Source organism: Seonamhaeicola maritimus (assembly GCF_008056315.1).
GTDB lineage: Bacteria > Bacteroidota > Bacteroidia > Flavobacteriales > Flavobacteriaceae > Seonamhaeicola > Seonamhaeicola maritimus.
In genome coordinates, this window is sequence record NZ_VRKQ01000010.1 from 1,109,710 (window position 1) to 1,133,844 (window position 24,135).

General features: G+C 34.9%; 14 protein-coding genes. All 14 read left to right on the top strand.

Annotated features, from left to right (window positions below; all coding sequences use genetic code 11):
* The first annotated feature begins 23 nt into the window (after positions 1-23).
* The 14 genes from FUA22_RS13020 to queG all read left to right on the top strand — a co-directional run bounded on the left by FUA22_RS13020 (position 24) and on the right by queG (position 24,038).
* Positions 24-3,119 (top strand): TAT-variant-translocated molybdopterin oxidoreductase, encoded by a 3,096-nt coding sequence (locus FUA22_RS13020; protein WP_147768990.1) that lies wholly within the window; start codon positions 24-26, stop codon positions 3,117-3,119.
* 28 nt (positions 3,120-3,147) lie between these two features.
* Positions 3,148-4,599 carry an NrfD/PsrC family molybdoenzyme membrane anchor subunit gene (gene nrfD, locus FUA22_RS13025; RefSeq protein ID WP_147768991.1) on the top strand — a complete coding sequence of 484 codons (1,452 nt, stop codon included), beginning with the start codon at positions 3,148-3,150 and terminating at the stop codon, positions 4,597-4,599.
* A gap of 9 nt (positions 4,600-4,608) precedes the next feature.
* Positions 4,609-5,142 (top strand): DUF3341 domain-containing protein, encoded by a 534-nt coding sequence (locus FUA22_RS13030; RefSeq protein ID WP_147768992.1) that lies wholly within the window; start codon positions 4,609-4,611, stop codon positions 5,140-5,142.
* A gap of 9 nt (positions 5,143-5,151) precedes the next feature.
* The gene (locus FUA22_RS13035) at positions 5,152-5,703 is read left to right on the top strand and encodes a c-type cytochrome (protein WP_170309911.1); all 552 of its coding nucleotides are present in this window, start codon (positions 5,152-5,154) and stop codon (positions 5,701-5,703) included.
* Positions 5,704-5,723: 20 nt separating this feature from the next.
* On the top strand, positions 5,724-7,079 hold the full coding sequence (locus FUA22_RS13040; RefSeq protein ID WP_147768993.1) for a quinol:cytochrome C oxidoreductase: 1,356 nt from the start codon (positions 5,724-5,726) through the stop codon (positions 7,077-7,079).
* Between the two features lie 31 nt (positions 7,080-7,110).
* Positions 7,111-8,184 (top strand): cytochrome c oxidase subunit II, encoded by a 1,074-nt coding sequence (locus FUA22_RS13045; protein ID WP_147768994.1) that lies wholly within the window; start codon positions 7,111-7,113, stop codon positions 8,182-8,184.
* Between the two features lie 27 nt (positions 8,185-8,211).
* The gene (locus FUA22_RS13050) at positions 8,212-10,002 is read left to right on the top strand and encodes a cytochrome c oxidase subunit I (protein WP_147768995.1); all 1,791 of its coding nucleotides are present in this window, start codon (positions 8,212-8,214) and stop codon (positions 10,000-10,002) included.
* Between the two features lie 282 nt (positions 10,003-10,284).
* Entirely contained in the window at positions 10,285-14,448 is a 4,164-nt protein-coding gene (locus FUA22_RS13055; RefSeq protein WP_147768996.1) for a gliding motility-associated C-terminal domain-containing protein, read from the top strand.
* A gap of 21 nt (positions 14,449-14,469) precedes the next feature.
* The gene (locus tag FUA22_RS13060) at positions 14,470-15,426 is read left to right on the top strand and encodes a PorP/SprF family type IX secretion system membrane protein (RefSeq protein WP_147768997.1); all 957 of its coding nucleotides are present in this window, start codon (positions 14,470-14,472) and stop codon (positions 15,424-15,426) included.
* A gap of 19 nt (positions 15,427-15,445) precedes the next feature.
* On the top strand, positions 15,446-17,332 hold the full coding sequence (locus FUA22_RS13065) for an OmpA family protein (protein WP_147768998.1): 1,887 nt from the start codon (positions 15,446-15,448) through the stop codon (positions 17,330-17,332).
* A 140-nt stretch (positions 17,333-17,472) separates the two neighbouring features.
* Positions 17,473-18,357 carry an ABC transporter ATP-binding protein gene (locus FUA22_RS13070; RefSeq protein WP_147768999.1) on the top strand — a complete coding sequence of 295 codons (885 nt, stop codon included), beginning with the start codon at positions 17,473-17,475 and terminating at the stop codon, positions 18,355-18,357.
* 18 nt (positions 18,358-18,375) lie between these two features.
* The gene (locus tag FUA22_RS13075) at positions 18,376-21,954 is read left to right on the top strand and encodes a M1 family aminopeptidase (protein WP_147769000.1); all 3,579 of its coding nucleotides are present in this window, start codon (positions 18,376-18,378) and stop codon (positions 21,952-21,954) included.
* A gap of 93 nt (positions 21,955-22,047) precedes the next feature.
* Entirely contained in the window at positions 22,048-23,070 is a 1,023-nt protein-coding gene (gene ruvB, locus FUA22_RS13080) for a Holliday junction branch migration DNA helicase RuvB (protein WP_147769001.1), read from the top strand.
* A gap of 47 nt (positions 23,071-23,117) precedes the next feature.
* A complete protein-coding gene (gene queG / locus FUA22_RS13085) occupies positions 23,118-24,038 on the top strand; it encodes a tRNA epoxyqueuosine(34) reductase QueG (RefSeq protein WP_147769002.1) in 921 nt (306 codons plus the stop codon).
* Positions 24,039-24,135: the final 97 nt, after the last annotated feature.

The window sequence follows — 24,135 nt, forward strand, 5'->3', positions numbered from 1 at the left end:
AAGAAGTAATTCAATTATATAATATGTCATCAAACAAGAAATACTGGAAAAGTGTTGAAGAGCTAAACGAAAATAGCTCTATTGTTGAGACGCTAAAACAAAACGAGTTTACTCAAGAAATTCCTGTAGATGAATTTTTGGGAGATAAAGAAACTTTGGAAACAAGTTCTACAACTCGTCGCGATTTCTTAAAATATGTAGGTTTTAGTACAGCTGCTGCGTCGTTAGCTGCTTGTGAAGGACCTGTGAAAAAATCAATTCCTTACGTAGTACAGCCAGAAGAAATTATTCCTGGTGTATCTAACTATTATGCAACAACTGTTGCTGATGGATTTGATTTCGCAAGTGTTTTAGTAAAAACTCGTGAAGGTCGTCCAATTAAAATTGAGAATAATGCTTTGGCAGCTACCAATGGTAGTGCTAATGCCAGAGTTAACGCTTCGGTTTTAGGCTTGTATGACAGTTTAAGAATTCAAAGTCCTAGAAAAGGTAGTGAGTCTACTTCTTGGGAAGATTTAGATGCTGAAGTAATTGCAGAATTAACTAAAGCTGCTGGTTCTGGTAAAGATATCGTGTTATTAACACAAACATTTGCCAGTCCTTCAACAAGTAAGTTAATCTCTGAGTTCAAAGAAAAATATGGTAATGTTCGTCATGTAGTTTATGATGCTGTTTCAGAATCAGCTGCATTAGACGCATACCAAGCTAAATACGGAGAACGCGGATTAGCAGATTACGATTTCGCTAAAGCGATGACTATCGTATCTGTAGGTGCTGATTTCTTAGGAGATTGGCAAGGTGGTGGATTTGATTCAGGATATTCAAAGAACAGAGTTCCTGATCATGGTAAAATGTCTCGACATATTCAGTTTGAATCAAACATGTCTTTATCAGGAGCTAACGCCGATAAGCGTGTACCATTAACTCCAAGTCAACAAAAATTAGCTTTAGCTAAACTACATAGTTTAGTTGTTGGTGGTTCTTATTCAGGTAAAGATTTGCCTGCTAAGGTAGAAGAAGCAGTTCAAAATGCAGCTTCTCAACTTAAAAGGGCTGGAAGCAATGGGGTTGTTGTTACAGGTATTCAAGATGTAAATGCACAAACAGTTGCACTTCAAATAAATGAAGCTTTATCTAGTAAAGCTTTCAATCCAAATACACCAATTAAAACAAGACAAGGTAACGATAAAGATGTTGCCGCTTTAGTTGCTGATATGAACGCTGGTAAAGTGGGTGTGCTTATTATGAGTGGTGTAAATCCTGTTTATACCTTGCCAAATGCTGCTGATTTTGCTGAAGGTTTGGGTAAAACATTCTCTGTGGCCTTCTCAATGAAATCAGATGAAACGTCATCATTAGCAAATTATATTGGAGCTGCACCTCATTATTTAGAATCTTGGGGAGATGTAGAGTTAAAGAAAGGACATTATTCTTTAACGCAACCTGCAATTCGCCCTTTATTTGATACAAGACAATTCCAAGAATCTTTACTTAAGTGGACTGCAAATGATGTGTCTTACTTAGATTATATTAAAGATACTTGGGGAACAGGTATTTTAAGCGGTGGTTCTTTCAATAAAGCATTACATGATGGTGTTTATGTTGGAACAATTGCAACAGAAACTGAAGATACTACTGATGCTTCAGAAGAAGCAGAAGCGCCTGCAGGAAATGCAGCAAGTGCTTTAGCATCATCTGTAAAATCTGATGGAGGCATTGAGTTAAGTTTATATACAAAAGTAGGTATGGGAGATGGTCAACAGGCTAACAACCCATGGTTACAAGAGTTTCCGGATCCAATTACAAGAACATCTTGGGATAACTATTTAACAGTTTCTAAAGCTGATGCAGATGCTCTAGGTTTAGAAAATACACACGAGGCTACTGGTGCTTTAAATGGTAGTTATGCTAACGTTACAGCTAACGGAACAACAATTACTGTTCCTGTAATGATTCAGCCAGGGCAAGCTAAAGGTTCGGTTGGTTTATCATTTGGATATGGTAGAACTAATGGATTAAAAGATGAAATGCAAACAGGTGTTAATGCCTATGCATTATATAATAACTTTAATAATGTTCAGAATGTAACTGTTGAAGCTGCTTCTGGTGTTCATGAGTTTGCTTGTGTTCAGTTACACAATACCTTAATGGGACGTGGAGACATTGTTAAAGAAACTACTTTAGAAGTATTTAATACAGAGAAATCTAGTGTTTGGAATCCAATGCCAATGGTGTCATTAGATCACAAACCAACTCCGGTAACATCTCCAGATGTTGATTTATGGGATGAATTTGATCGTTCTGTTGGACATCATTTCAACCTATCAATAGATTTAAATGCTTGTACAGGATGTGGAGCATGTGTTATTGCATGTCACGCTGAAAATAATGTTCCTGTTGTAGGTAAAGAAGAAGTACGTCGTAGCCGTGATATGCACTGGTTACGTATAGATAGATATTATTCATCTGAAGATTCTTTTGAAGGTGATAATGATAAGAAAGATAATATTGCAGGTTTAGGAAGCTCATTAAGTGAGTTTAGTGAAATGGAATCTCCAGCAGATAATCCACAAGTAGCATTCCAGCCAGTAATGTGTCAGCACTGTAACCATGCGCCTTGTGAAACTGTTTGTCCTGTAGCGGCAACATCACATGGTCGTCAAGGTCAAAACCACATGGCATATAACCGTTGTGTAGGTACAAGATATTGTGCAAACAACTGTCCTTATAAAGTACGTCGTTTCAACTGGTTCTTATATACTAGTAATGATGAGTTTGATTATCATATGAATGATGATTTAGGACGCATGGTATTAAATCCAGACGTAGTAGTACGTTCTCGTGGTGTTATGGAAAAATGTTCTATGTGTATTCAAATGACACAGAAAACTATTTTAGATGCTAAACGTGACGGACGTGCCATTAAAGATGGAGAACTTCAAACAGCATGTTCTGCAGCTTGTAATAGTGGAGCGATGACGTTTGGAGATATCAACGATAAGGAAAGTAAAGTTGCAAAACTTAAAGAAGATAACCGTATGTATCATTTGTTAGAGCACGTAGGAACAAAACCAAACGTGATTTATCAAACAAAAGTGAGAAATACAACAGAAGCATAAATCTAATTAAAGAATCAATTATATAATTATGGCGTCTCATTACGAAGCACCTATTAGAAGACCTTTAGTTACAGGAGAGAAATCATACCACGATGTTACTGTGGATGTTGCCAAACCTGTAGAAGGAAAAGCAAATAAACAATGGTGGATTGTTTTTGGCATTGCATTAGCCGCTTTTCTTTGGGGAATTGGATGTATCATTTATACTATATCTACAGGTATTGGAACTTGGGGTTTAAATAAAACCGTAGGTTGGGCTTGGGATATTACAAACTTTGTTTGGTGGGTAGGTATTGGTCACGCAGGGACACTTATTTCTGCTGTACTATTATTATTCCGTCAAAAATGGAGAATGGCAATTAACCGTTCTGCAGAGGCAATGACAATTTTCTCTGTTGTTCAAGCAGGTTTATTCCCAATCATTCACATGGGTCGTCCTTGGTTAGGATATTGGGTATTGCCAATTCCAAACCAATTTGGTTCACTTTGGGTTAACTTTAACTCACCGTTACTTTGGGATGTATTTGCAATCTCAACATATTTATCGGTATCATTAGTATTCTGGTGGACAGGTTTACTTCCTGATTTTGCTATGTTACGTGATAGAGCTATTAAACCTTTCCAAAAGAAGATTTATTCATTATTATCTTTCGGATGGTCTGGTAGAGCTAAAGATTGGCAACGTTTTGAAGAGGTATCTTTGGTACTTGCTGGTTTAGCAACACCCTTAGTACTTTCTGTACATACAATTGTATCGTTTGATTTCGCAACCTCTGTTATTCCAGGATGGCATACAACCATATTCCCTCCTTATTTTGTTGCCGGAGCGGTATTCTCTGGTTTTGCTATGGTAAACACGCTTCTTATTATTATGAGAAAAGTGTGTAGCCTTGAAGATTATATTACAGTACAGCACATTGAGTTAATGAACATTGTAATTATGATTACAGGTTCTATAGTTGGTGTAGCATATATTACAGAGTTATTCATAGCATGGTATTCTGGTGTTGAATATGAACAATATGCATTCTTAAACAGAGCAACCGGACCTTACTGGTGGGCATATTGGGCAATGATGACTTGTAACGTATTCTCTCCACAGTTTATGTGGTTCAAGAAACTAAGAACAAGTATAATGTTCTCATTCTTTATCTCAATAGTTGTAAATATAGGAATGTGGTTTGAGCGTTTCGTAATTATTGTAACATCATTACACAGAGATTACTTACCATCTTCATGGTCTATGTTCTCACCTACGTTTGTTGATATAGGAATATTTATAGGTACTATAGGATTCTTCTTTGTGTTATTCTTATTGTATTCAAGAACATTTCCTGTAATTGCACAGGCTGAGGTAAAAACAATTTTAAAGTCTTCCGGAGAAAGATATAAGAAGATAAGAGAAGCTGGTGATAGTTTAGTAGGAACTGGTGCAGACTCTAGAACTTCAGGAGATAGTAATAAAGAAACAAAAAATTAAAAGTAGCATATGGAAGCTTCAAAAGTAATTCACGCTATTTATACTGATGATGATGTGTTAATGTCTGCCGTTAAAAAGGTAAAGGCAGAAAAGCATCATATTGAGGAAATTTACACACCTTTTCCGGTGCATGGTCTAGACAAAGCTATGGGATTAGCGCCTACACGTATTGCTATTACAGCATTTATGTACGGTTTAGTAGGGTTAACAGTTGCTATAGTTATGATGAATTTCATAATGATTGAAGACTGGCCACAAAACATTGGTGGTAAACCAAGTTTTAGTTATATAGAAAACATGCCGGCATTTGTGCCAATTATGTTTGAATTAACGGTGTTTTTTGCAGCGCATTTAATGGTAATTACATTTTACTTACGTAGTAGAATGTGGCCATTTAAAAAGGCTGAAAATCCAGATCCTAGAACAACTGATGATCATTTTTTAATGGAAATTGCAGTTCATGGAAATGAAGGTGAACTTGAAAGTTTACTTAAAGATACTGGAGCGGTAGAAATTAATTTAGTTGATAAAGAAGCGCATTAATATAGTAATATGAAAAGCTTAATTAAAATATTAGCAATTGCAGTTGTTTTTGTAGCTGTTTCTTGTAACAAAAGTACAGCACCTAATTATCAGTTCATGCCTAACATGTATGAGTCTGAAGGATATGAAACTTATGGTGAAGCGGCGTTCCCTAATGGGGTTGAAGCACAGTTGCCTGCTGAAGGATCTGTAGCTAGAGGTTATATTCCTTTTGATATTGAAAATACAACTGAAGGGTATGAATTGGCAAAAACTACCTTAGTAAATCCTTTAGATTCTACACAGGTAGATTTAGATAGAGGTAAGGAACTTTATGATATTTACTGTGGTATTTGTCATGGTAATAAAGGTAATGGACAAGGTAACTTGGTGAAACGTGAAAAAATACTTGGTATTCCAAGTTATGATGATGTAGGTAGAGCTATTACAGCTGGGAGTATTTATCACACTATTTATTACGGGAAAAACAGTATGGGATCCTACGCTAATCAGTTAAAAGAAGAAGAGCGTTGGCAAGTAGTATCATACGTGTTAAAGTTAAAAGCAGATTTAGAAAAGTAAGAAGATAAGATTATATAGATATGTATACATTTTCAAAAAAATTAAAGACATTTTCTATCATTTTAATGGTTTTAGGAGCATTAGGTGTAGGTTATGGTTTTATGACATCTCATAAATCTTTTGAAGAAGTGGAGCACATGCTTGCTGAAGAAGAACATCACGGAGGAGGTCATGGAGAAGCAGCAGTGCATCATGAAGAAACTACTGATGATACGCATGCCGCAGATTCTCATGGTGAAGAAGCTCATTCTGGTGATGCTCATGCAGAACATGTTGAGCATGTTATGCACCAAGTTCACAACAGACCTTGGTCTGCTTTATATGTAGCAGCATTCTTCTTTATGATGATTGCTTTAGGAGTTTTAGCTTTTTACGCTATACAAATAGCTTCACAAGCTGGATGGTCTCCTGTGCTTTTCAGAGTAATGGAAGGTATTACAGCGTATTTGTTGCCAGGTGGTTTAATTGTTTTGGCTATAGCATTTTTTGCCGATAGTCATTTATTTATTTGGTTAAAAGAAGGAATGACAGTAGAAGGTCATGAAAATTATGATAAACTAGTTGCTGGAAAAGCCGGTTGGTTAAACAAACCTATGTTCTTTGTTAGAGGTCTTATATTCCTAGGAGGCTGGGTATTATATCGTCATTTTTCACGTAAATTTTCAATTGCTCAAGATACTGCAGATGATAATAGAAACTTTAAAAAGTCATTCCGTATTGCTGCAGGATTCTTAGTATTCTTTATTTACACTGAATCTATGATGTCTTGGGATTGGATTATGAGTGTAGACCCTCACTGGTTCTCTACTTTATTTGGTTGGTATGTGTTTGCTAGTATGTTTGTAAGTGGAATTACAGTTATAGCATTAATTTCATTATACTTAAAATCTAGAGGACATTTAGAATTTGTAAATGAGAATCACTTACATGATGTTGCAAAATTCATGTTCGCTTTTAGTATTTTCTGGACGTATTTATGGTTCTCACAATTTATGCTTATTTGGTATTCAAACATACCAGAAGAGGTAACTTACTTTATAACTAGATTCAACGATTATAAATTACCATTCTTAGGTATGGTAGCTTTAAACTTTGTATTCCCAATATTGATGTTAATGAATGCCGATTACAAACGTGTACCTTGGTTTGTTGTAATGACAGGTCTGGTAATTTTATTCGGTCACTATATTGACATCTTTAATATGATTATGCCTGCAACAGTTGGTGACAGATGGTTTATTGGGATTCCAGAAATTAGCTCAATATTATTATTCGCTGGCTTATTTATATTTGTAGTGTTTACAGCTTTAACAAAAGCGCCATTACTTGTAAAAAGATATCCTTTTAGAAAGGAAAGCGAAGAATTTCATTATTAATTAAAGAATTAAATAAAGACGAACAATACCAATGACTGCTTTATTAACAATTATAGTTTTAGTATTTATTTTAATCGCCATATGGCAAATGGTTAAAATATTCGATTTAGCACAAGCTAAGGGTGGAAATGATATTCCAGGAGTTGCTACAGATAAGGATAATACCTTAAACGGATATTTAATGATGGGCTTTTTAGCGTTCATCTATGTAATAACCATTGTATGCTGTGTAAAATGGGGTGATTTACCTTTGATGTCTAACTCGGCATCAGCACATGGTCCTACAATTGATAATTTGATGGTCATTTCTATGGCTCTTATCTTTTTTGTACAGACGGTTACACAGTTTTTATTACACTATTTCGCGTTTAAATATAAAGGCGAAAAAGGAAAACAAGCTTTGTTTTTTGCTGACAACAATAAGTTGGAAGCAATATGGACAATCATTCCTGTAATTGTTTTAGCAGGTTTAATTATTTACGGATTAAACACTTGGATTAATATTATGGGTGTTGATGAAAGTGATGACCCATTAGTTGTGGAATTATATGCGCAACAGTTTAACTGGAAAGCTAGATACGCCGGAGCCGATAATACTTTAGGTAAAGCTAATGTTCGTTTAATTGATATTGATCGTGCTAATATTTTAGGTTTAGACGAATCTGATCCTAATGCACAAGATGATGTAATTACTACAGAATTACATTTACCTGTTGGAAAACCGGTATTATTTAAAATGCGTTCTCAAGATGTATTGCACTCTGCTTATATGCCACACTTTAGAGCTCAAATGAACTGTGTTCCTGGTATGATTACTCAGTTTGGTTTTACACCAACAGTAACTACTTCAGACATGAGGCAAACACCTGAAATGGTAGAGAAAGTTCAAAACATTAATAAAATTAGAGTTGAAAACAGTAAGAAATTAATAGCCAAAGGAGAAGAGGCTTTAGAAAGCTATGAATTTGACTATGTTTTAATCTGTAATAAAATTTGTGGAAAATCTCACTACAACATGCAAATGAAAATTGTAGTAGAAACACAAGAAGAATATGATGCTTGGATTAAAGAGCAAAAAGAATTCAAAAACTCTCTAATTAACTAATAAAAAAAGAAAAAACGATATAAGATTATGTCAGCACACGCAGATACTCACGCTCACGACGACCACGGACATCATCATAAAGAAACGTTTGTAACTAAATATATATTTAGTCAAGACCACAAAATGATTGCAAAGCAGTACCTAATCACAGGTACTATTATGGGAGTTATTGGTGTAATAATGTCATTAATGTTCCGTATGCAAATTGCATGGCCAGAAGAACCTAATGTGATTTTTGAAGCATTGCTAGGTAAATGGGCACCAGATGGTGTTATGGATGCCGATATTTATTTGGCATTGGTAACAATACACGGTACAATCATGGTATTCTTTGTTTTAACAGCAGGATTGAGTGGAACGTTTAGTAACTTATTAATTCCGTTACAGATTGGAGCAAGAGATATGGCATCAGGTTTCTTAAACATGATTTCGTATTGGTTATTTTTCCTATCTAGTGTAATAATGGTTATCTCATTATTTGTTGAGGCAGGACCTGCAGCTGCTGGTTGGACTATCTATCCGCCATTAAGTGCTTTACCAATGGCTCAAGGTGGTTCAGGTATGGGTATGACTTTATGGTTAGTATCTATGGCTATATTTATTGCATCGTCACTTTTAGGATCGCTTAACTATATTGTTACAGTTTTAAACCTAAGAACAAAAGGAATGTCTATGACAAGATTGCCTTTAACTATTTGGGCGTTCTTTATTACAGCTGTAATTGGTGTAATTTCATTTCCAGTTTTATTATCTGCAGCTTTATTATTAATAATGGATAGAAGTTTTGGAACATCATTCTTCTTATCAGATATATTTATTCAAGGCGAGGTATTGCATTATCAAGGTGGTTCTCCTGTATTGTTTGAGCACTTATTCTGGTTTTTAGGTCATCCTGAGGTTTATATTGTAATTTTACCAGCAATGGGACTAGTGTCTGAAATTATGGCGTCAAACTCACGTAAACCAATCTTTGGATACCGTGCAATGATTGCTTCAATTTTAGCTATTGCATTCTTATCAACAATTGTATGGGGTCACCATATGTTCGTGTCGGGAATGAATCCATTCTTAGGATCTGTATTTACGTTTACAACATTATTAATTGCAATTCCATCTGCCGTTAAGGCATTTAACTGGATTACCACCATATGGAAAGGTAACCTCCAGATGAATCCTGCCATGTTATTTTCAATTGGTTTTGTATCAACATTTATTACAGGTGGTTTAACAGGAATTATTCTAGGTGATAGTGCTTTAGATATTAACGTTCATGACACCTATTTTGTAGTTGCTCACTTTCACTTAGTAATGGGTATATCTGCATTGTATGGTATGTTTGCTGGTATTTACCACTGGTATCCAAAAATGTTTGGTAAAATGCTTAATAAGAATTTAGGATATATTCACTTCTGGGTAACAGCTGTTTGTGCTTACGGGGTTTTCTTTCCAATGCATTTTATAGGAATGGCGGGTTTACCACGTCGTTATTATACTAACAGTAATTTTCCATTATTTGATGATTTAGCTAATGTAAATGTTATCATTACTATTTTTGCTTTAGTTGGTGGTGCAGTACAAATTGTATACTTATACAATTTCTTTGCTAGTATTTTCTTTGGAAAGAAAGCAGTACAAAACCCATGGCGTTCAACTACTTTAGAGTGGACAGCTCCTGTTGAACATATGCACGGTAACTGGCCAGGAGAAATTCCTCATGTACACCGTTGGGCTTATGATTATAGTAAACCAGGTCATGATGATGACTTTGTACCTCAAAATATTCCGTTAAAAGACGGAGAAGAGGAACTTCAGCATTAAATATTCTTTAAAATATAGATAAATACCCTTCCAAAACGGAAGGGTTTTTTGTTTATATAAACTTTTTTAAACGGGCTTATTATACTAAATACGTAAGATAAGACTGGTTTAAATATACGATTAAAAGTAAATAAACACGATTAAATGGTAAAAACTCGATGAAATACAAAAAAAATAGTTAAATTGCACTATGTAATTAAATCGTAAGATTAATTCTGTTAAAAGGAAGAATAATTTTCAATCTATCATACAGTTAATTAATATGATTTTAATAATTTAATAATGAAAATAAAACCCTCGTGTAGGTATGTACTAAGAAAGGCATCCTATATTTTGGCATTGTTATGGTCATCGTTCGTAACTTACGGACAATGTCCGACAATTACTGACCCCATCCCTACTATTTGCGACGCATCTGGTTACACTTTTGCAGATTTAAGCTCAGATTATGCCACAGATAATGGTAACGGAATTGTTTGGTATAGTGCTTCCATAGGTGGTAGCTCTTATAACCCAAACGAACTAGTTGATGAAGGCACCTACTATGCAGATGATGATTCTGGAACTTGTGGTTCAAGAGTGTCAATTGTGGTGAACTTTCAAGTAAACCCATCAAATCAAAATTTAGATCAAATTTATTGTAGTAATGAAAACGCAACCATCCAAACCTATATCGATGATGTATTACAACCCAGTATTCCTGTAGGTGGTTCGGTTCTGATTTACTATGATTTCAATTTAACTAATTTGTCCAATGCTAGTGATCTACTTATAAGTGGGGCAGCAAACTATTATATTGTTTTTTTAGATAATGTAGGCTGTGAGAGTCAAATAGAGGTGGGTCAAATAGGGGTATTCACATCTCCCCAAGATCCAAGCCCTCCAATTAATCAGCAATTTTGTTCAACAGCTAACCCTATGGTTGGGAATTTGGATGCAGGAACAACATCTACTAATATTAATTGGTACGAAAACCTAGATGCTTTTGGAAACCCTATACCGCCGGCTTTATCACCTTTAACACCATTGGTAAGTGGAAATACTTACTATGTTCAAGTAGATGATATTTTTTGTGTTAGTAATTCGGTAGCAGTTACGGTAACAATAGATACTCCCGTAGACCCTGGAACATCATCCACTTTGGAGTATTGTGATGATAGTTTACCAATAGGTGATTTTGATTTATTTGATGAACTGGGAGGAACTCCAGATACAACAGGAACTTGGTCTGGACCATTAACAACCTCTAATGGTCATTCGGGAACCGTTAATATTTCCACATTAACCACCGCTGGGAATTATACATTTACATATACTGTTCCTAGTACAGGATTTTGCCCAGATGGAGTTTCAACAGTCGTCATTACAGTTTATGAAACACTTACTTCTGGAATACCTTCAGGGGTAAATCCAGCCACGTATTGTGAGTCTCAATTACCAACAAACTTTGATCTGGGCACATTATTATCTGGCCAAGATTCAAATGGACTATGGACACAAGGTACTTTAAGTACAGATCCGGTTGTTACAAGCCCCATAGATTTAAGTGGTTTAACAGTGGGAACACATAATTTCACTTACAGTCAAAATTTGGCGCCAAGTCCTTGTTTGGAAGAATCAATAACGGTTCAAGTAGTTGTTCTAACAGATCCTAATGCTGGAAATGCTGTGAACCAAACATTTTGTGAAAATGATTTAGCAGCTAATTCACCATTCGATTTATTTAATGCTTTAGATGCTTCTCAAGATCATAATAATGGTACTTGGACAGATTCGTCAAATACCACAATTTCAAATTCAATAGATATCACTGGTTTTACGGTTTCGGGAAGCCCTTATACATTTAATTATACTATTGATAATGGCGCATGTTCAGATACTGAATCAATAACTATAATTGTGGAACCAGCGCCAGAGTCAGGAATCCCTGTTGCAACTTTCCCAGAATATTGCGAAGGAGAAGCTCCTTCAACTTATGATTTATTCGATTTATTAGAAGGGGAAGACCAAACAGGAACATGGTATATCGGAACAGATAATACCGGAGCCACTATTTCGAATTCTGTAGATTTATCGGGATATACTTCGGGAGCATACAATTTTACTTTTGATGTTAATGCTATTGGAAGTTGTGACGATGTACTGGCTACAGTTTCAGTCACAATAAATCCGTTACCAAATACAGGAACACCTACACCGGCTACTTTTTGTGAAAATGATTTAGAGGCTAATTCACCGCTTAGTTTATTAGGACAATTATCAGGTCAGGACGCTGGTGGAACTTGGACAGATGATGACGCCACAAGTGCTTTAAGTGGTACCGATGTAGATCTTACGCTATTGGCAGTAGGTTCTTATAATTTCACTTACTCCATAACAGATACTAATGGATGTTCAAATAGTTCAACCGTAGTCGTAACTGTTGAAGATGCGCCAGAATCAGGCACACCTAATGCACCATTAGAATTTTGCACTATAGAATTAACAGCTGGTCAAACCGTTAATCTATTTGACTTATTGGAAGACGAAGACCAAACTGGTACATGGAATGATGATGATACAACAGGCGCTTTATCAAATAATACACTTACTGTAGATGGTCTTGCAGATGGAACTTACAATTTTACTTATGATGTTGCAGCCATAGGGTCTTGTGATGATGTTTTAGTAACAGTATCTGTAATAATAAATGATCCGCCGCCACCTACAGCTTCACCTACTCAATCGTTTTGTGATGCGGGTACAGTTGGGGATATTGTGGTTACAGGAACTAATATACAATGGTATGATCAAGCTACGGGCGGAACACCATTAACTGGTACTATTGATTTAACAGATGGTGGAACATATTATGCTTCTCAAACCGATCCATCTACAAGTTGCGAATCTTCAGTTAGAACCTTAGTAACAGCTTCAGTAAATCAAACACCAATAGCTGGAAATCCTGGGTCAGCCATAACCGAATGTAATACTAATAGTAGTATTGATTTATTTTCAACTTTAGATGGTACTCAAGATGCTGGTGGGGTTTGGCAAGATAATGATGGAACAGGTGCTGTTTCAGGCAATACCTTAGATGGAACAATGCTTGCGACAGGTACTTATAATTTCACATATTTTATAGCGGCCGTGACGCCTTGTTTAGATGCCAGTGTTGATGTTATTTTAACCATTGAGGAAGCTTTAAATCCTGGAACCCCAGCAGCAATTAGTTTATGTGGAGATAGCGGTACGACGGATTTATTTCCTCTTTTAGGAGGAGCAGATATTGGAGGAGCTTGGTCTCCCACATTAGCAAGTGGAACCGGAGTGTTTGATCCAGTAATTGACACAGCAGGTGTTTATACATATTCTTTAGATAATAATTGTGGTACTGTAAGCAGTACTGTAACGGTTTCTGTTACCCAAGTTGCGAATGCTGGAACAGATGATTCTATAATAGTTTGTGTGGCAGATGGACCAACCGATTTGTTTGACTTTTTAGGAGGTGCTGATGTAGGAGGAACATGGTCGCCAGCGTTAGCGAGTGGAACAGGAGTATTTGATCCATTAGCAGATGTAGATGGCGATTACACCTATACAGTTCCGCCAACAGCCCCATGTACAATGGAATCCAGTGCAACAATTACTGTTGCCGTAAGCGATAGTGTTCCTCCAACTGTAATAGATCCAAACCCTTCATATTGCTTGGTTGATAATCCTGCTGTAGCCGATTTAGATTCAAACTTATCAGCAACGGGAACAATTATTTGGTATACAGATGCTACTTTAACAGTAGTTTTACAGCCAACAGAAACACTAATTGATGGCGAAGATTATTTTGCTACTCAAACAGGTGCGAGTGGTTGTCCATCTTCAACATCGGTACAAATTACAGTTACAGTTAATGATTCACCAATGCCAACATTAGCAGATGCTAATATGGAGTATTGTATCAATGATGCCCCAACTATAATGGATCTAACAACCAATATTACTGAGTATGATTCAAATGCAAACAATGTTGTTTGGTATGATGCTGAAACAGGAGGCTCAGTAATTAATGATGTTTTAGAACTTTCAAACGGAACAACGTATTATGCTGTATTAGTAGATCCAATTACGGGTTGCGAAAGTAGTACACGTTTACCGGTAACTCCAGATTTAACAGCTTGTGGTGAGGTAGTTCTGCCCGATGGTTTTTCACCAAATGATGATGGTGTTAATGATACATATGATTACGATAACCTAGATGTCCTATACCCAAATTTTGAAATAGAAATCTATAATAGGTATGGAAATATTGTTTATAAAGGGAATGCAAACACACCACGCTTTAACGGGAAATCAAACCAATCCAGGACAATGGGAAGTGGGGATTTACCAGTAGGGGTGTACTTCTACATTTTCAATTTTAACGATGGTGTAAATAAGCCAAAGCAGGGCCGATTATATTTAAACAGATAGTAACAAAGCAAAATTTAAAAAATGAAACATTTAAATAAATATTATAAGATAGTTGCTTTGTTAAGTTTGATGTTTATATCACTTCAAAGCTTTGGACAACAAGATCCACAGTTTACACAATATATGTATAACATGAATATAATAAACCCCGCTTATGCTACAGCAGATGAAGCCATTTTAAATTTAGGAGGGTTATATAGAACACAATGGGTTGGTATGGAAGGCGCTCCAAAAACAGGAACCTTCTTTGCCCATACACCTATTAATGAGAAAATTGAAATGGGAATATCATTTACCAATGATAATATTGGTGACGTTGTTCAAGAAAATAATATGTATGCAGATTTCGCCTATGTTTTACCCGTTGGTTTAGAAGGAAAATTATCTTTAGGATTAAAAGCTGGATTAACATTTTTTGATGTGAACTTTAATGATTTCGTATTGCAATCAGGAGGGTCTTCAACAGATATTGCCTTTAATGAGAATATTAGTAAAACCTTTCCAAATTTAGGAATAGGAGCCTTTTACTTTACAGATAATTATTATCTCGGTCTTTCAGCTCCTAATATGCTTACAACAAAACATATTGAAACTGAAAACGGCATAACCGCATCAGGTGTTGAAGCCATCCATTTCTTTTTAACAGGTGGTTATGTGTTTGATTTGAATCCAAACTTAAAGTTTAAGCCAGCATTTATGGCTAAATCCGTTAAAGGAGCGCCTTTAGCTTTAGATATAACTGCCAATGTTTTAATCAACGAAAAACTAGAAGCCGGTTTAGGATATAGATTAGATGATGCCATAAATGGTTTGGTAAGCTTTAGAGTGAAACCGGATTTAAGAATAGGCTATGCTTATGATTTCACAACGACCAACCTAGGCGATTTCAATTCTGGATCTCACGAAATATTCATCCTGTTTGATGTTGATTTATTCGGACTTAAAGGCGGTTATGATCGTTCACCGAGATTCTTCTAATAAATTAAAGACTATAAAGATGAAAAAACATATATACATACTTACAGGCCTTTTATTAGTTAGTGGAACGATGCTGGCTCAAAAAGGTAATTTGAAAAGAGCACACAAACTATTTGAAATGAAAGCATATGCACAAGCTGCTGAAATTTATGAAACCAAGGATCGTTCAAAAGTGGTGCTTCAAAATTTGGCAGATAGTTATTACTTTAACTCAAATATAGAAAAGGCTATTACTGCCTATAAAGAGTTGTTTAGTAAATACGAAGATTCTTTGGATAATGATTTAAGGTTCAGATATGCCCAAGCTTTAAAAGGTGTTAAGAATTATAAAGAAGCCGATATTCAACTTAGCACATATTACGGAGAAGAAATTGATACCGATGCTTTTATTGAATTGAACAAAAAAACAACACCTCATATCTTTGATCTTAAGGTATTAGATAATGTGAATTCCAGTAATGATTTTGGTTTGTCTTTTTATGATAATAATAAAGTGGCTTTTGCTTCAGCTAGGAACAATGAAAATCCAACTTATAGCTGGAATAATTTACCATATTTAGACTTGTACAGTGCTACTCTAACAACTGATGGTAAACTAGAAAATATTACTTCTTTTTCAGACGAAGTAAATTCCAATTCACATGAAAGCAATGCTACTTTTAGTAAGGATGGAAAGACCATGTACTTTAATAGAACCAATAGTTCTAGGGTTAAAGTAGATGGAGAAAGAATAGCTCATATTAAAATATTTAAGGCAGAATTTATTGATGGAGAATGGGCTAACGTAAAAGAATTACCTTTTAATTCCAAATCATATAGTACAGAGCATCCAAGTTTAAGTAAAGATGGTAAAATACTTTATTTTGCTAGTGATATGCCAGGAACTTTAGGAGGCTTTGATATTTTTAAAGTATCAATTAGTGATGATGGAACTTATGGAGAACCCGAAAATCTAGGAAATAAAATAAATACGCCTCAACGAGAGCAATTTCCATTCATTAGTGATTTAGACGTACTGTATTTTTCATCTCTTGGTCATCAAGGTTATGGTGGCTTGGATGTGTATAGAAGTAATTCTGTAAACGGAAGTTTTGATAAACCAGTTAATTTAGGAAGCTCTATAAATAGTAGTCTAGATGACTTTGCTTATGTTGTTAAAGAGAAGAATGATAAAGGATATATGTCTTCTAATAGAACAGGGTATGATAGATTGTACACTTTTTCAAGAGAAGAAAATATCTTGACTAAGTATATGGTTGAAGGTCTTGTACAAGATAAAAACAGTAAAGTGTTATTACCAGAATCCTTAGTTACTTTGTTTGATGATAGTGGAAATGTACTTCAAGATTCTATTGTAGGAGATAAAGCTGATTACCTATTCAAAATTGAGCCTAATAAAAAATATAAAATAAGAGGAACTAGAAAAGCATATATTCCACAAGATGTTGAATTTTCAACAGATAGTAATGGAAAAGTTCATCATAATATTTATTTGTCGTTAGAATCATTTGCTGATGCTGAAGAACGCGTTAAAGAAAATGAAAAAGGTGATGTCCAAGTCGAGTTAGATAAAATATATTTCGATTTTGATAAGTCTAATATTCGCGAAGATGCAGCTATTACCCTGAATGTACTAGTAGATTTAATGAAGAAATACCCATCTATGGAAGTAGAAGTGTCGGCCCATACAGATGCCAGAGGCTCAGATCAGTACAATTTAGATTTATCTAAACGCAGAGCCGCTTCAACATTAGAATATTTAGTGAGCCAAGGTATTGAGAGAGACCGATTAAAAAGTATTGGTTATGGCGAAATGCAGCCACTAAACAAATGTACTGAAGAAGGTATTTGTGAAGATGAAGAGTATGATATTAACAGACGTTGCGAGTTTACTATTCTTAATTAGCCCAATAAACAAACCAAAAATCTAATTTTGATTCTAAATCCCTTCCAAAACGGAAGGGATTTTTTTGTGTATATTTAAAATGTAACGAATTTCCACAAAGTTCGTCTAACCATTGTTTTAACCAATTAAAAGCACTTTCAATGAATAAACTAACTATTGCCAACTTATCAAAAACATATGCTAATGGAGTAAAAGCATTAGATGATGTTTCTATTGAAATTGAAAATGGGATTTTCGGATTATTAGGACCAAACGGAGCAGGAAAATCTTCATTAATGCGAACCTTAGCTACATTACAGGAAGCAGATGCAGGAACAGCCACTTTAGGAGATATTGATATTTTAAATCAACCTGCTGAATTACGTAAAGTATTGGGGTATTTGCCTCAGGAGTTTGGTGTTTATCCAAGAATTACAGCCAAACAACTTCTAGACCATATGGCTATTTTGAAAGGGATTGTTAAGAAGTCTCAGAGAAAGGAACTGGTTAATTATTTATTAGACAAGGTTAACTTATACGAGAAGAGAAATAAAAGTGTAAAAAGCTTTTCAGGTGGAATGAAACAACGAGTAGGTATAGCTCAAGCGTTAATTGGAGCTCCTAGATTGATCATTGTAGATGAACCAACTGCAGGTCTAGACCCTAGTGAAAGAAATAGGTTTTACAATCTATTAGCAGATGTGGGTAAAGATGTTATTGTTATTCTTTCTACACATATAGTTGATGATGTTAGAGAGTTGTGTACAAAAATGGCTATAATGAATTTAGGTCAAATTGTTTATCAAGGTTCGCCTCAAAAGGCTATTGAAGAACTAAATGGTAGAGTTTATAGAAAGTTGGTAGAACGAGATGAACTAAAATCATACGCAAGCGGCTATAATATTATTTCTAATAAAATGTCTGGAGGGAAACCTCTAATCCATGTATTAAGTGATTCGCATCCCGAAGAAGGATTTGAATTGGTAACACCAAATTTAGAAGATGTATTCTTTTCAAGAATAAACACATCTAACGTTCTTGTTTAACCAATTAGATTTAATATCATGCTTAAAACATTCTTTTTTTCAGAATTAAAATATACCTTAAAGCAGCCCATGGTTTATATCTTCTTGGGTATAATTAGCTTATTGGTTTTTTTCGCTATTGTAAGTGATAATGTTAGAATAGGTGAATCTGTTGGTAACGTTTATAAAAATGCACCACATGTTATTACCATTTACATTAGCGTAATGACAATTTTCGGATTGTTAATTGCTACAGCCTTTTTTAATAATGCGGCTTTAAGAGACTTTAATAACAACTTCAACGAAATTATATTTAGTACACCTTTAAGTAAATTTGGGTACTTCTTTGGTAAGTTTTTTGGAGCCTTGTTATTGTCCACTATTCCTTTATTAGGTGTTTATATAGGGGTATTGGTAGGTTCGGTTATGGCACCTCCTTTTGGTTGGGTTGATGCTGAACGTTTTGGAAGTTTTTATTTAGAAACTTTTGTAAACAATTATCTCATATTTGTTTTACCTAATATGTTCTTTGTTGGGGCTATTATTTATGCAATAGCAAATAAATGGCGAAGCACCGTAATTTCTTTTGCAGGAACACTAATCATTATTGTTGCCTACATTATTTCTGGGACATTAATGTCTGATGTTGATAACGAAACCTTAGCAGCACTCACAGATATTTTTGGAAATAGAACATACGCTATACATACACAGTATTACACACCTATTGAAAAGAATACCCTTAGTCCTAGTTTTGAAGGTTTAATTCTATGGAATAGACTTATATGGGTTTTGGTGGGGCTAGCCATTTTATTGGTGTCTTATTTAAGCTTTTCGTTTCAAGAGAAAAACAAAAAAATCAAGCAAGAGAAGAAAGACTCCATTAAAGGTAGTAAGGTTTTTACTTTACCAGAACTTCATTTTGAGTATAACAAAAAGACAAATTGGTTGCAGTTTAAAAGCTTTTTCTATGTTAATTTTTTAAGCATTGTTAAAAGTGTAACCTTTAAAATTTTGTTCATTTTTAGCGCCATCATTCTCATTTCCAATTTAGTAGGAGGGTTTGAATATTTTGGATTGCAATCTTATCCGTTAACTTATAAGCTTATTGACTTAATAAATAATGCCTCTGGAATATTTGTTGTAATTACCCTAGTTTTCTTTAGTGGTGAACTTATTTGGAGAGATAGAGATAATAAAATAAATGAAGTAATCGATGCTACACCCCATCAGTCGCTTATATCACTATCGGCAAAAGCGCTTTCACTAGTAGGAGTTACTACAATTCTACATGTTTTTTTTGTGTTCTGTGGTGTCATTTATCAATTCCTAAAAGGATATACCAGAATTGAATTAGATGTCTATTTTCTCGATTTTGTTTATTCAAACCTGATATTATATATTGTTTGGAGTGGGGTTATGATTATGATTCAGGTGGTTATGAATAATAAATATATTGGGTATTTCATTTCAATTGCCATCATATTTATTTGGGAAATTATTCTGGCCATTTTAGATATACAAAGTAATATGGTGGAAATAGGAGCTGGTCCATCGTTACAATATTCAGACATGAATGGATTTGGTCCAGGCTTAAAAAGCGCTATGTGGTTTAATCTGTATTGGGTGTTATTTGCGGTTATTTGTCTATTAATTGCCGGAGCACTTTGGAATAGAGGCGTTATAAGTTCCTTAAAAGACAAAATCCTAATTGCTAAAAAAGAAGTGCCAAAAAGTTATAAAATATTAACGTTGGTATTTGTTGTAGTTTGGGCTCTTGTTGCCGGATATGTGTACTATAATACTCAGATTTTAAACACCTATAGAACTTCTGAAGAGCAAGAAGTATTATTTTCAGATTTTGAAAAGAAATATAAAAAGTATGAAAAGGTAAAGCATCCTAAAGTTACAGATGCTAAATATTTTATTGACATTTTCCCATATAAACGAGATGTGTTGGTGAAATCGAAATTACGACTTACCAATGAAAACAGTACAGCAATAGACTCGCTTCATTTTGTAATTAATGAACGATGGGAACCGAAAATAAATATTCCCAATTCTGAATTGGTTTTAGAAGATGAAGAGTTTGGTTACCTTATTTACAAACTAAACCAATCGTTACAACCAGAGAGTTCTATAGAAATTGAAGTAAATACACAGTACATCACAAAAGGGTTTGAAAATGGTAGAGGCAGTACAAGGGTTGTAAATAACGGCACCTTTTTAAACAACTTTGAAATTTTGCCAAGTTTAGGGTATAATTCAGGGTCTGAATTAAGTGATAAAAACACGCGTAAAAAGTATGGGTTAAAGCCAAAGGATAGAATGCCAGAATTAGAGGAGAATTGCTCTGAAAGCTGTATGGCAAATTATTTGTCTGATGGACGTTCAGATTATATAAATGTTGAAACGGTAATCTCTACTTCATCAGATCAAATAGCAGTTGCACCAGGCTCATTGCAGAAGCAGTGGGAAGAAAATGGCCGTAATTATTATCATTACAAATCAGATCATCCATCACAGAATTTTTACTCTTTTATTTCAGCTAAATATCAAATAGCGAAACGCAATTGGAATGGTATTGATATAGAAGTTTATTATGATGAAAAGCATCCAATGAATGTAGAGATGATGTTAGATGCCGTTGAGCGTTCATTGAAATATTATACAGAAAATTTCGGACCTTATTACCATAAACAATGTAGAATCATTGAGTTTCCTCGATATGCATCATTTGCTCAGGCATTTCCCGGAACTATGCCATATTCCGAGGCAATAGGGTTTATTATTAACCTAGAAGACGAAGAAGATAATAATGTGGTAGATGCTGTTATAGCTCATGAAATGGGGCATCAATGGTGGGCGCACCAAGTGGTAGGAGCTAATATGCAGGGAGGTACTTTAATGAGTGAAAGTTTCTCAGAGTATTCGGCATTAATGACCATGAAAGGGATTTCTAAAACCCCAATGAAAATGAGAGAGTTTCTTAAATATGACCATGACAGGTATTTAAGAGGTAGAAGTGGAGAGGTTGATAATGAGCTGCCATTGTATAAAGTAGAAAATCAAGGACATATACACTACGGCAAAGGAAGCGTAATTTTGTATGCACTTCAAGATTATATTGGTGAGGGGAAGGTGAATAAAGCCATGAGAGATTTTCTTAATGAATATAAATATAAGAAGCCTCCTTATCCAACTTCTTTAGATTTCTTAGAACATCTAGAACCACAAGTACCTGATTCTCTTGATTATTTAATTAAAGATTGGTTTAAAGAGATTACGCTTTATGATAATAGAATGAAAGAAGCTAATTACAAGAAATTGGATAATGGAAAATATGAAGTATCAATGAATATAGAATCTTATAAAATTAAGGCAGATTCTATAGGAAATGAGACGAAAGTAGCTATTAATGATTGGATTGATATAGGTGTGTTTTCTGATGCTGATGAGGAAAATCTGTTATTTGAAAAACGAGTTAAGATTGATAAACCTAAAATGACATTTACAGTTGAAGTAGATTCATTACCAAGAAAGGCGGCTGTAGATCCAAGGCATCTTTTAATAGATAGAGTTTATGATGATAATATAAAGAGCATCTCTTCGGAATAATATCAAAAAGCCTTTCTGTTTCAGAAAGGCTTTTTGATTATATTTGCTTGTACTGAACTAGATTCGGTATCTTTCAAAAAGATTAATTACTAAATGAACGAAAACCTAGATCCAACAAGCGAAAATTTCTCTCCAGAGGAATTAGATGTAGAAAAGCAGTTAAGACCTTTAGAGTTTGATGATTTTACGGGTCAGGATCAGGTGTTGGAAAATCTTCAAATTTTTGTTCAAGCAGCAAACTTACGTAGTGAAGCTCTAGATCATACTTTGTTTCATGGTCCTCCAGGGTTAGGGAAAACAACATTGGCACATATTTTGGCAAATGAGTTAGAGGTTGGTATTAAAGTAACCTCAGGTCCAGTTTTAGACAAGCCTGGAGATTTAGCAGGATTACTTACTAATTTAGAGGAAAGAGATGTTTTATTTATAGATGAAATTCATCGGTTAAGCCCAATAGTTGAAGAATACTTGTATTCAGCTATGGAGGATTACAAAATTGACATCATGATTGAATCAGGACCAAATGCTAGAACGGTTCAACTCAATCTAAATCCGTTTACGCTTGTTGGAGCCACCACACGTTCCGGGTTATTAACCTCTCCCATGCGTGCTCGTTTTGGTATTCAAAGCAGATTAGAATATTATAAAACAGACCTGCTTACAACAATTATTCAAAGGAGTTCTAGTATTTTAAATGTTCCAATTTCTATGGAGGCGGCTATAGAGATTGCTGGCAGAAGTAGAGGAACACCTCGTATTGCTAATGCTCTGTTGCGTCGTGTTAGAGATTTTGCACAAATAAAAGGTAATGGAAATATCGATATTAAAATCGCGAAATTCGCTTTAGAAGCTTTGCATGTAGATGCTCACGGCTTAGACGAAATGGATAATAAGATTTTATCAACCATTATTGATAAGTTTAAAGGCGGGCCAGTTGGAATTACAACCATTGCTACAGCTGTAAGTGAAAGCCCAGAGACCATTGAGGAGGTTTATGAACCTTTTTTAATCCAGCAAGGTTTCATTATGCGCACCCCACGTGGTCGTGAAGTAACGGAGTTCGCTTACAAACATTTGGGAAGGGTTAAAGGGCCTATTCAAGGAGGGCTATTCTAAACTAACCTATATTGTCAGACTGAGCGCAGTCGAAGTTATTCAAAAGTGTGAACAATAAATCAAAATATACTCAACTTATTAAAACCGAAGCAAAACGCCTCGGTTTTTTATCTTGTGGTATTAGTAAAGCTGCGTTTTTAGAAGAGGAAGCACCTAGATTAGAACACTGGTTAAACCAGAACATGCATGGAGAAATGCATTATATGGAAAACCATTTTGATAAGCGCTTAGACCCAACCAAACTCGTTGAAGGTTCCAAAAGCGTTGTTTCGCTATTACTAAATTACTTTCCAGAAGAAACCCAAAATAAAGACAGCTATAAACTTTCTAAATACGCATATGGTACAGACTATCATTTTGTAATAAAAGATAAGTTGAAATCACTTTTACAATTTATTAAAGAAGAAATAGGCGAAGTTCATGGAAGGGCTTTTGTAGATTCAGCTCCGGTTTTAGATAAAGCATGGGCAGCCAAAAGTGGTTTAGGTTGGATAGGGAAACACAGTAACCTGCTAACCCAACATTTTGGGTCGTTTTACTTTATTGCCGAATTAATTATTGACTTAGAGTTGGATTATGATACTCCAATAACAGACCATTGCGGTACTTGTACGGCTTGTATAGATGCTTGCCCAACTCAGGCCATAGTTGATCCGTATGTGGTTGATGGAAGCAAATGTATCTCTTATTTCACTATAGAATTAAAGGATAATATTCCTTCAGAATTTAAGGGTAAGTTTGATGATTGGATGTTTGGGTGTGATGTATGTCAAGATGTTTGCCCATGGAATCGGTTTTCAAAATCTCATAATGAGCCGCTTTTTAATCCGCATCCAGAGTTATTATCAATGTCAAAACAAGACTGGGAGGAGATTACCGAACAAACTTTCCGAAAAGTGTTTAAAAAATCTGCAGTAAAGCGTACTAAGTTTTCGGGATTACAACGAAATATTGATTTTTTGAAATAACATTAGTTTAACGTGGGTTGGACGTAAAAAAGAAGAATACTCAATATTATGGTTATTTTAAATGAGAGATGGTATAAGTTAAATATTGTAACCAATG

Coding starts and splice junctions, on each gene's coding strand:
- ruvB (WP_147769001.1), top strand. CDS start 22,048: ATGAACGAAAACCTAGATCCAACAAGCGAAAATTTCTCTCCAGAGGAA.
- FUA22_RS13040 (WP_147768993.1), top strand. CDS start 5,724: ATGTATACATTTTCAAAAAAATTAAAGACATTTTCTATCATTTTAATG.
- FUA22_RS13075 (WP_147769000.1), top strand. CDS start 18,376: ATGCTTAAAACATTCTTTTTTTCAGAATTAAAATATACCTTAAAGCAG.
- FUA22_RS13060 (WP_147768997.1), top strand. CDS start 14,470: ATGAAACATTTAAATAAATATTATAAGATAGTTGCTTTGTTAAGTTTG.
- FUA22_RS13045 (WP_147768994.1), top strand. CDS start 7,111: ATGACTGCTTTATTAACAATTATAGTTTTAGTATTTATTTTAATCGCC.
- FUA22_RS13070 (WP_147768999.1), top strand. CDS start 17,473: ATGAATAAACTAACTATTGCCAACTTATCAAAAACATATGCTAATGGA.
- FUA22_RS13020 (WP_147768990.1), top strand. CDS start 24: ATGTCATCAAACAAGAAATACTGGAAAAGTGTTGAAGAGCTAAACGAA.
- nrfD (WP_147768991.1), top strand. CDS start 3,148: ATGGCGTCTCATTACGAAGCACCTATTAGAAGACCTTTAGTTACAGGA.
- FUA22_RS13035 (WP_170309911.1), top strand. CDS start 5,152: ATGAAAAGCTTAATTAAAATATTAGCAATTGCAGTTGTTTTTGTAGCT.
- FUA22_RS13055 (WP_147768996.1), top strand. CDS start 10,285: ATGAAAATAAAACCCTCGTGTAGGTATGTACTAAGAAAGGCATCCTAT.
- FUA22_RS13065 (WP_147768998.1), top strand. CDS start 15,446: ATGAAAAAACATATATACATACTTACAGGCCTTTTATTAGTTAGTGGA.
- FUA22_RS13050 (WP_147768995.1), top strand. CDS start 8,212: ATGTCAGCACACGCAGATACTCACGCTCACGACGACCACGGACATCAT.
- FUA22_RS13030 (WP_147768992.1), top strand. CDS start 4,609: ATGGAAGCTTCAAAAGTAATTCACGCTATTTATACTGATGATGATGTG.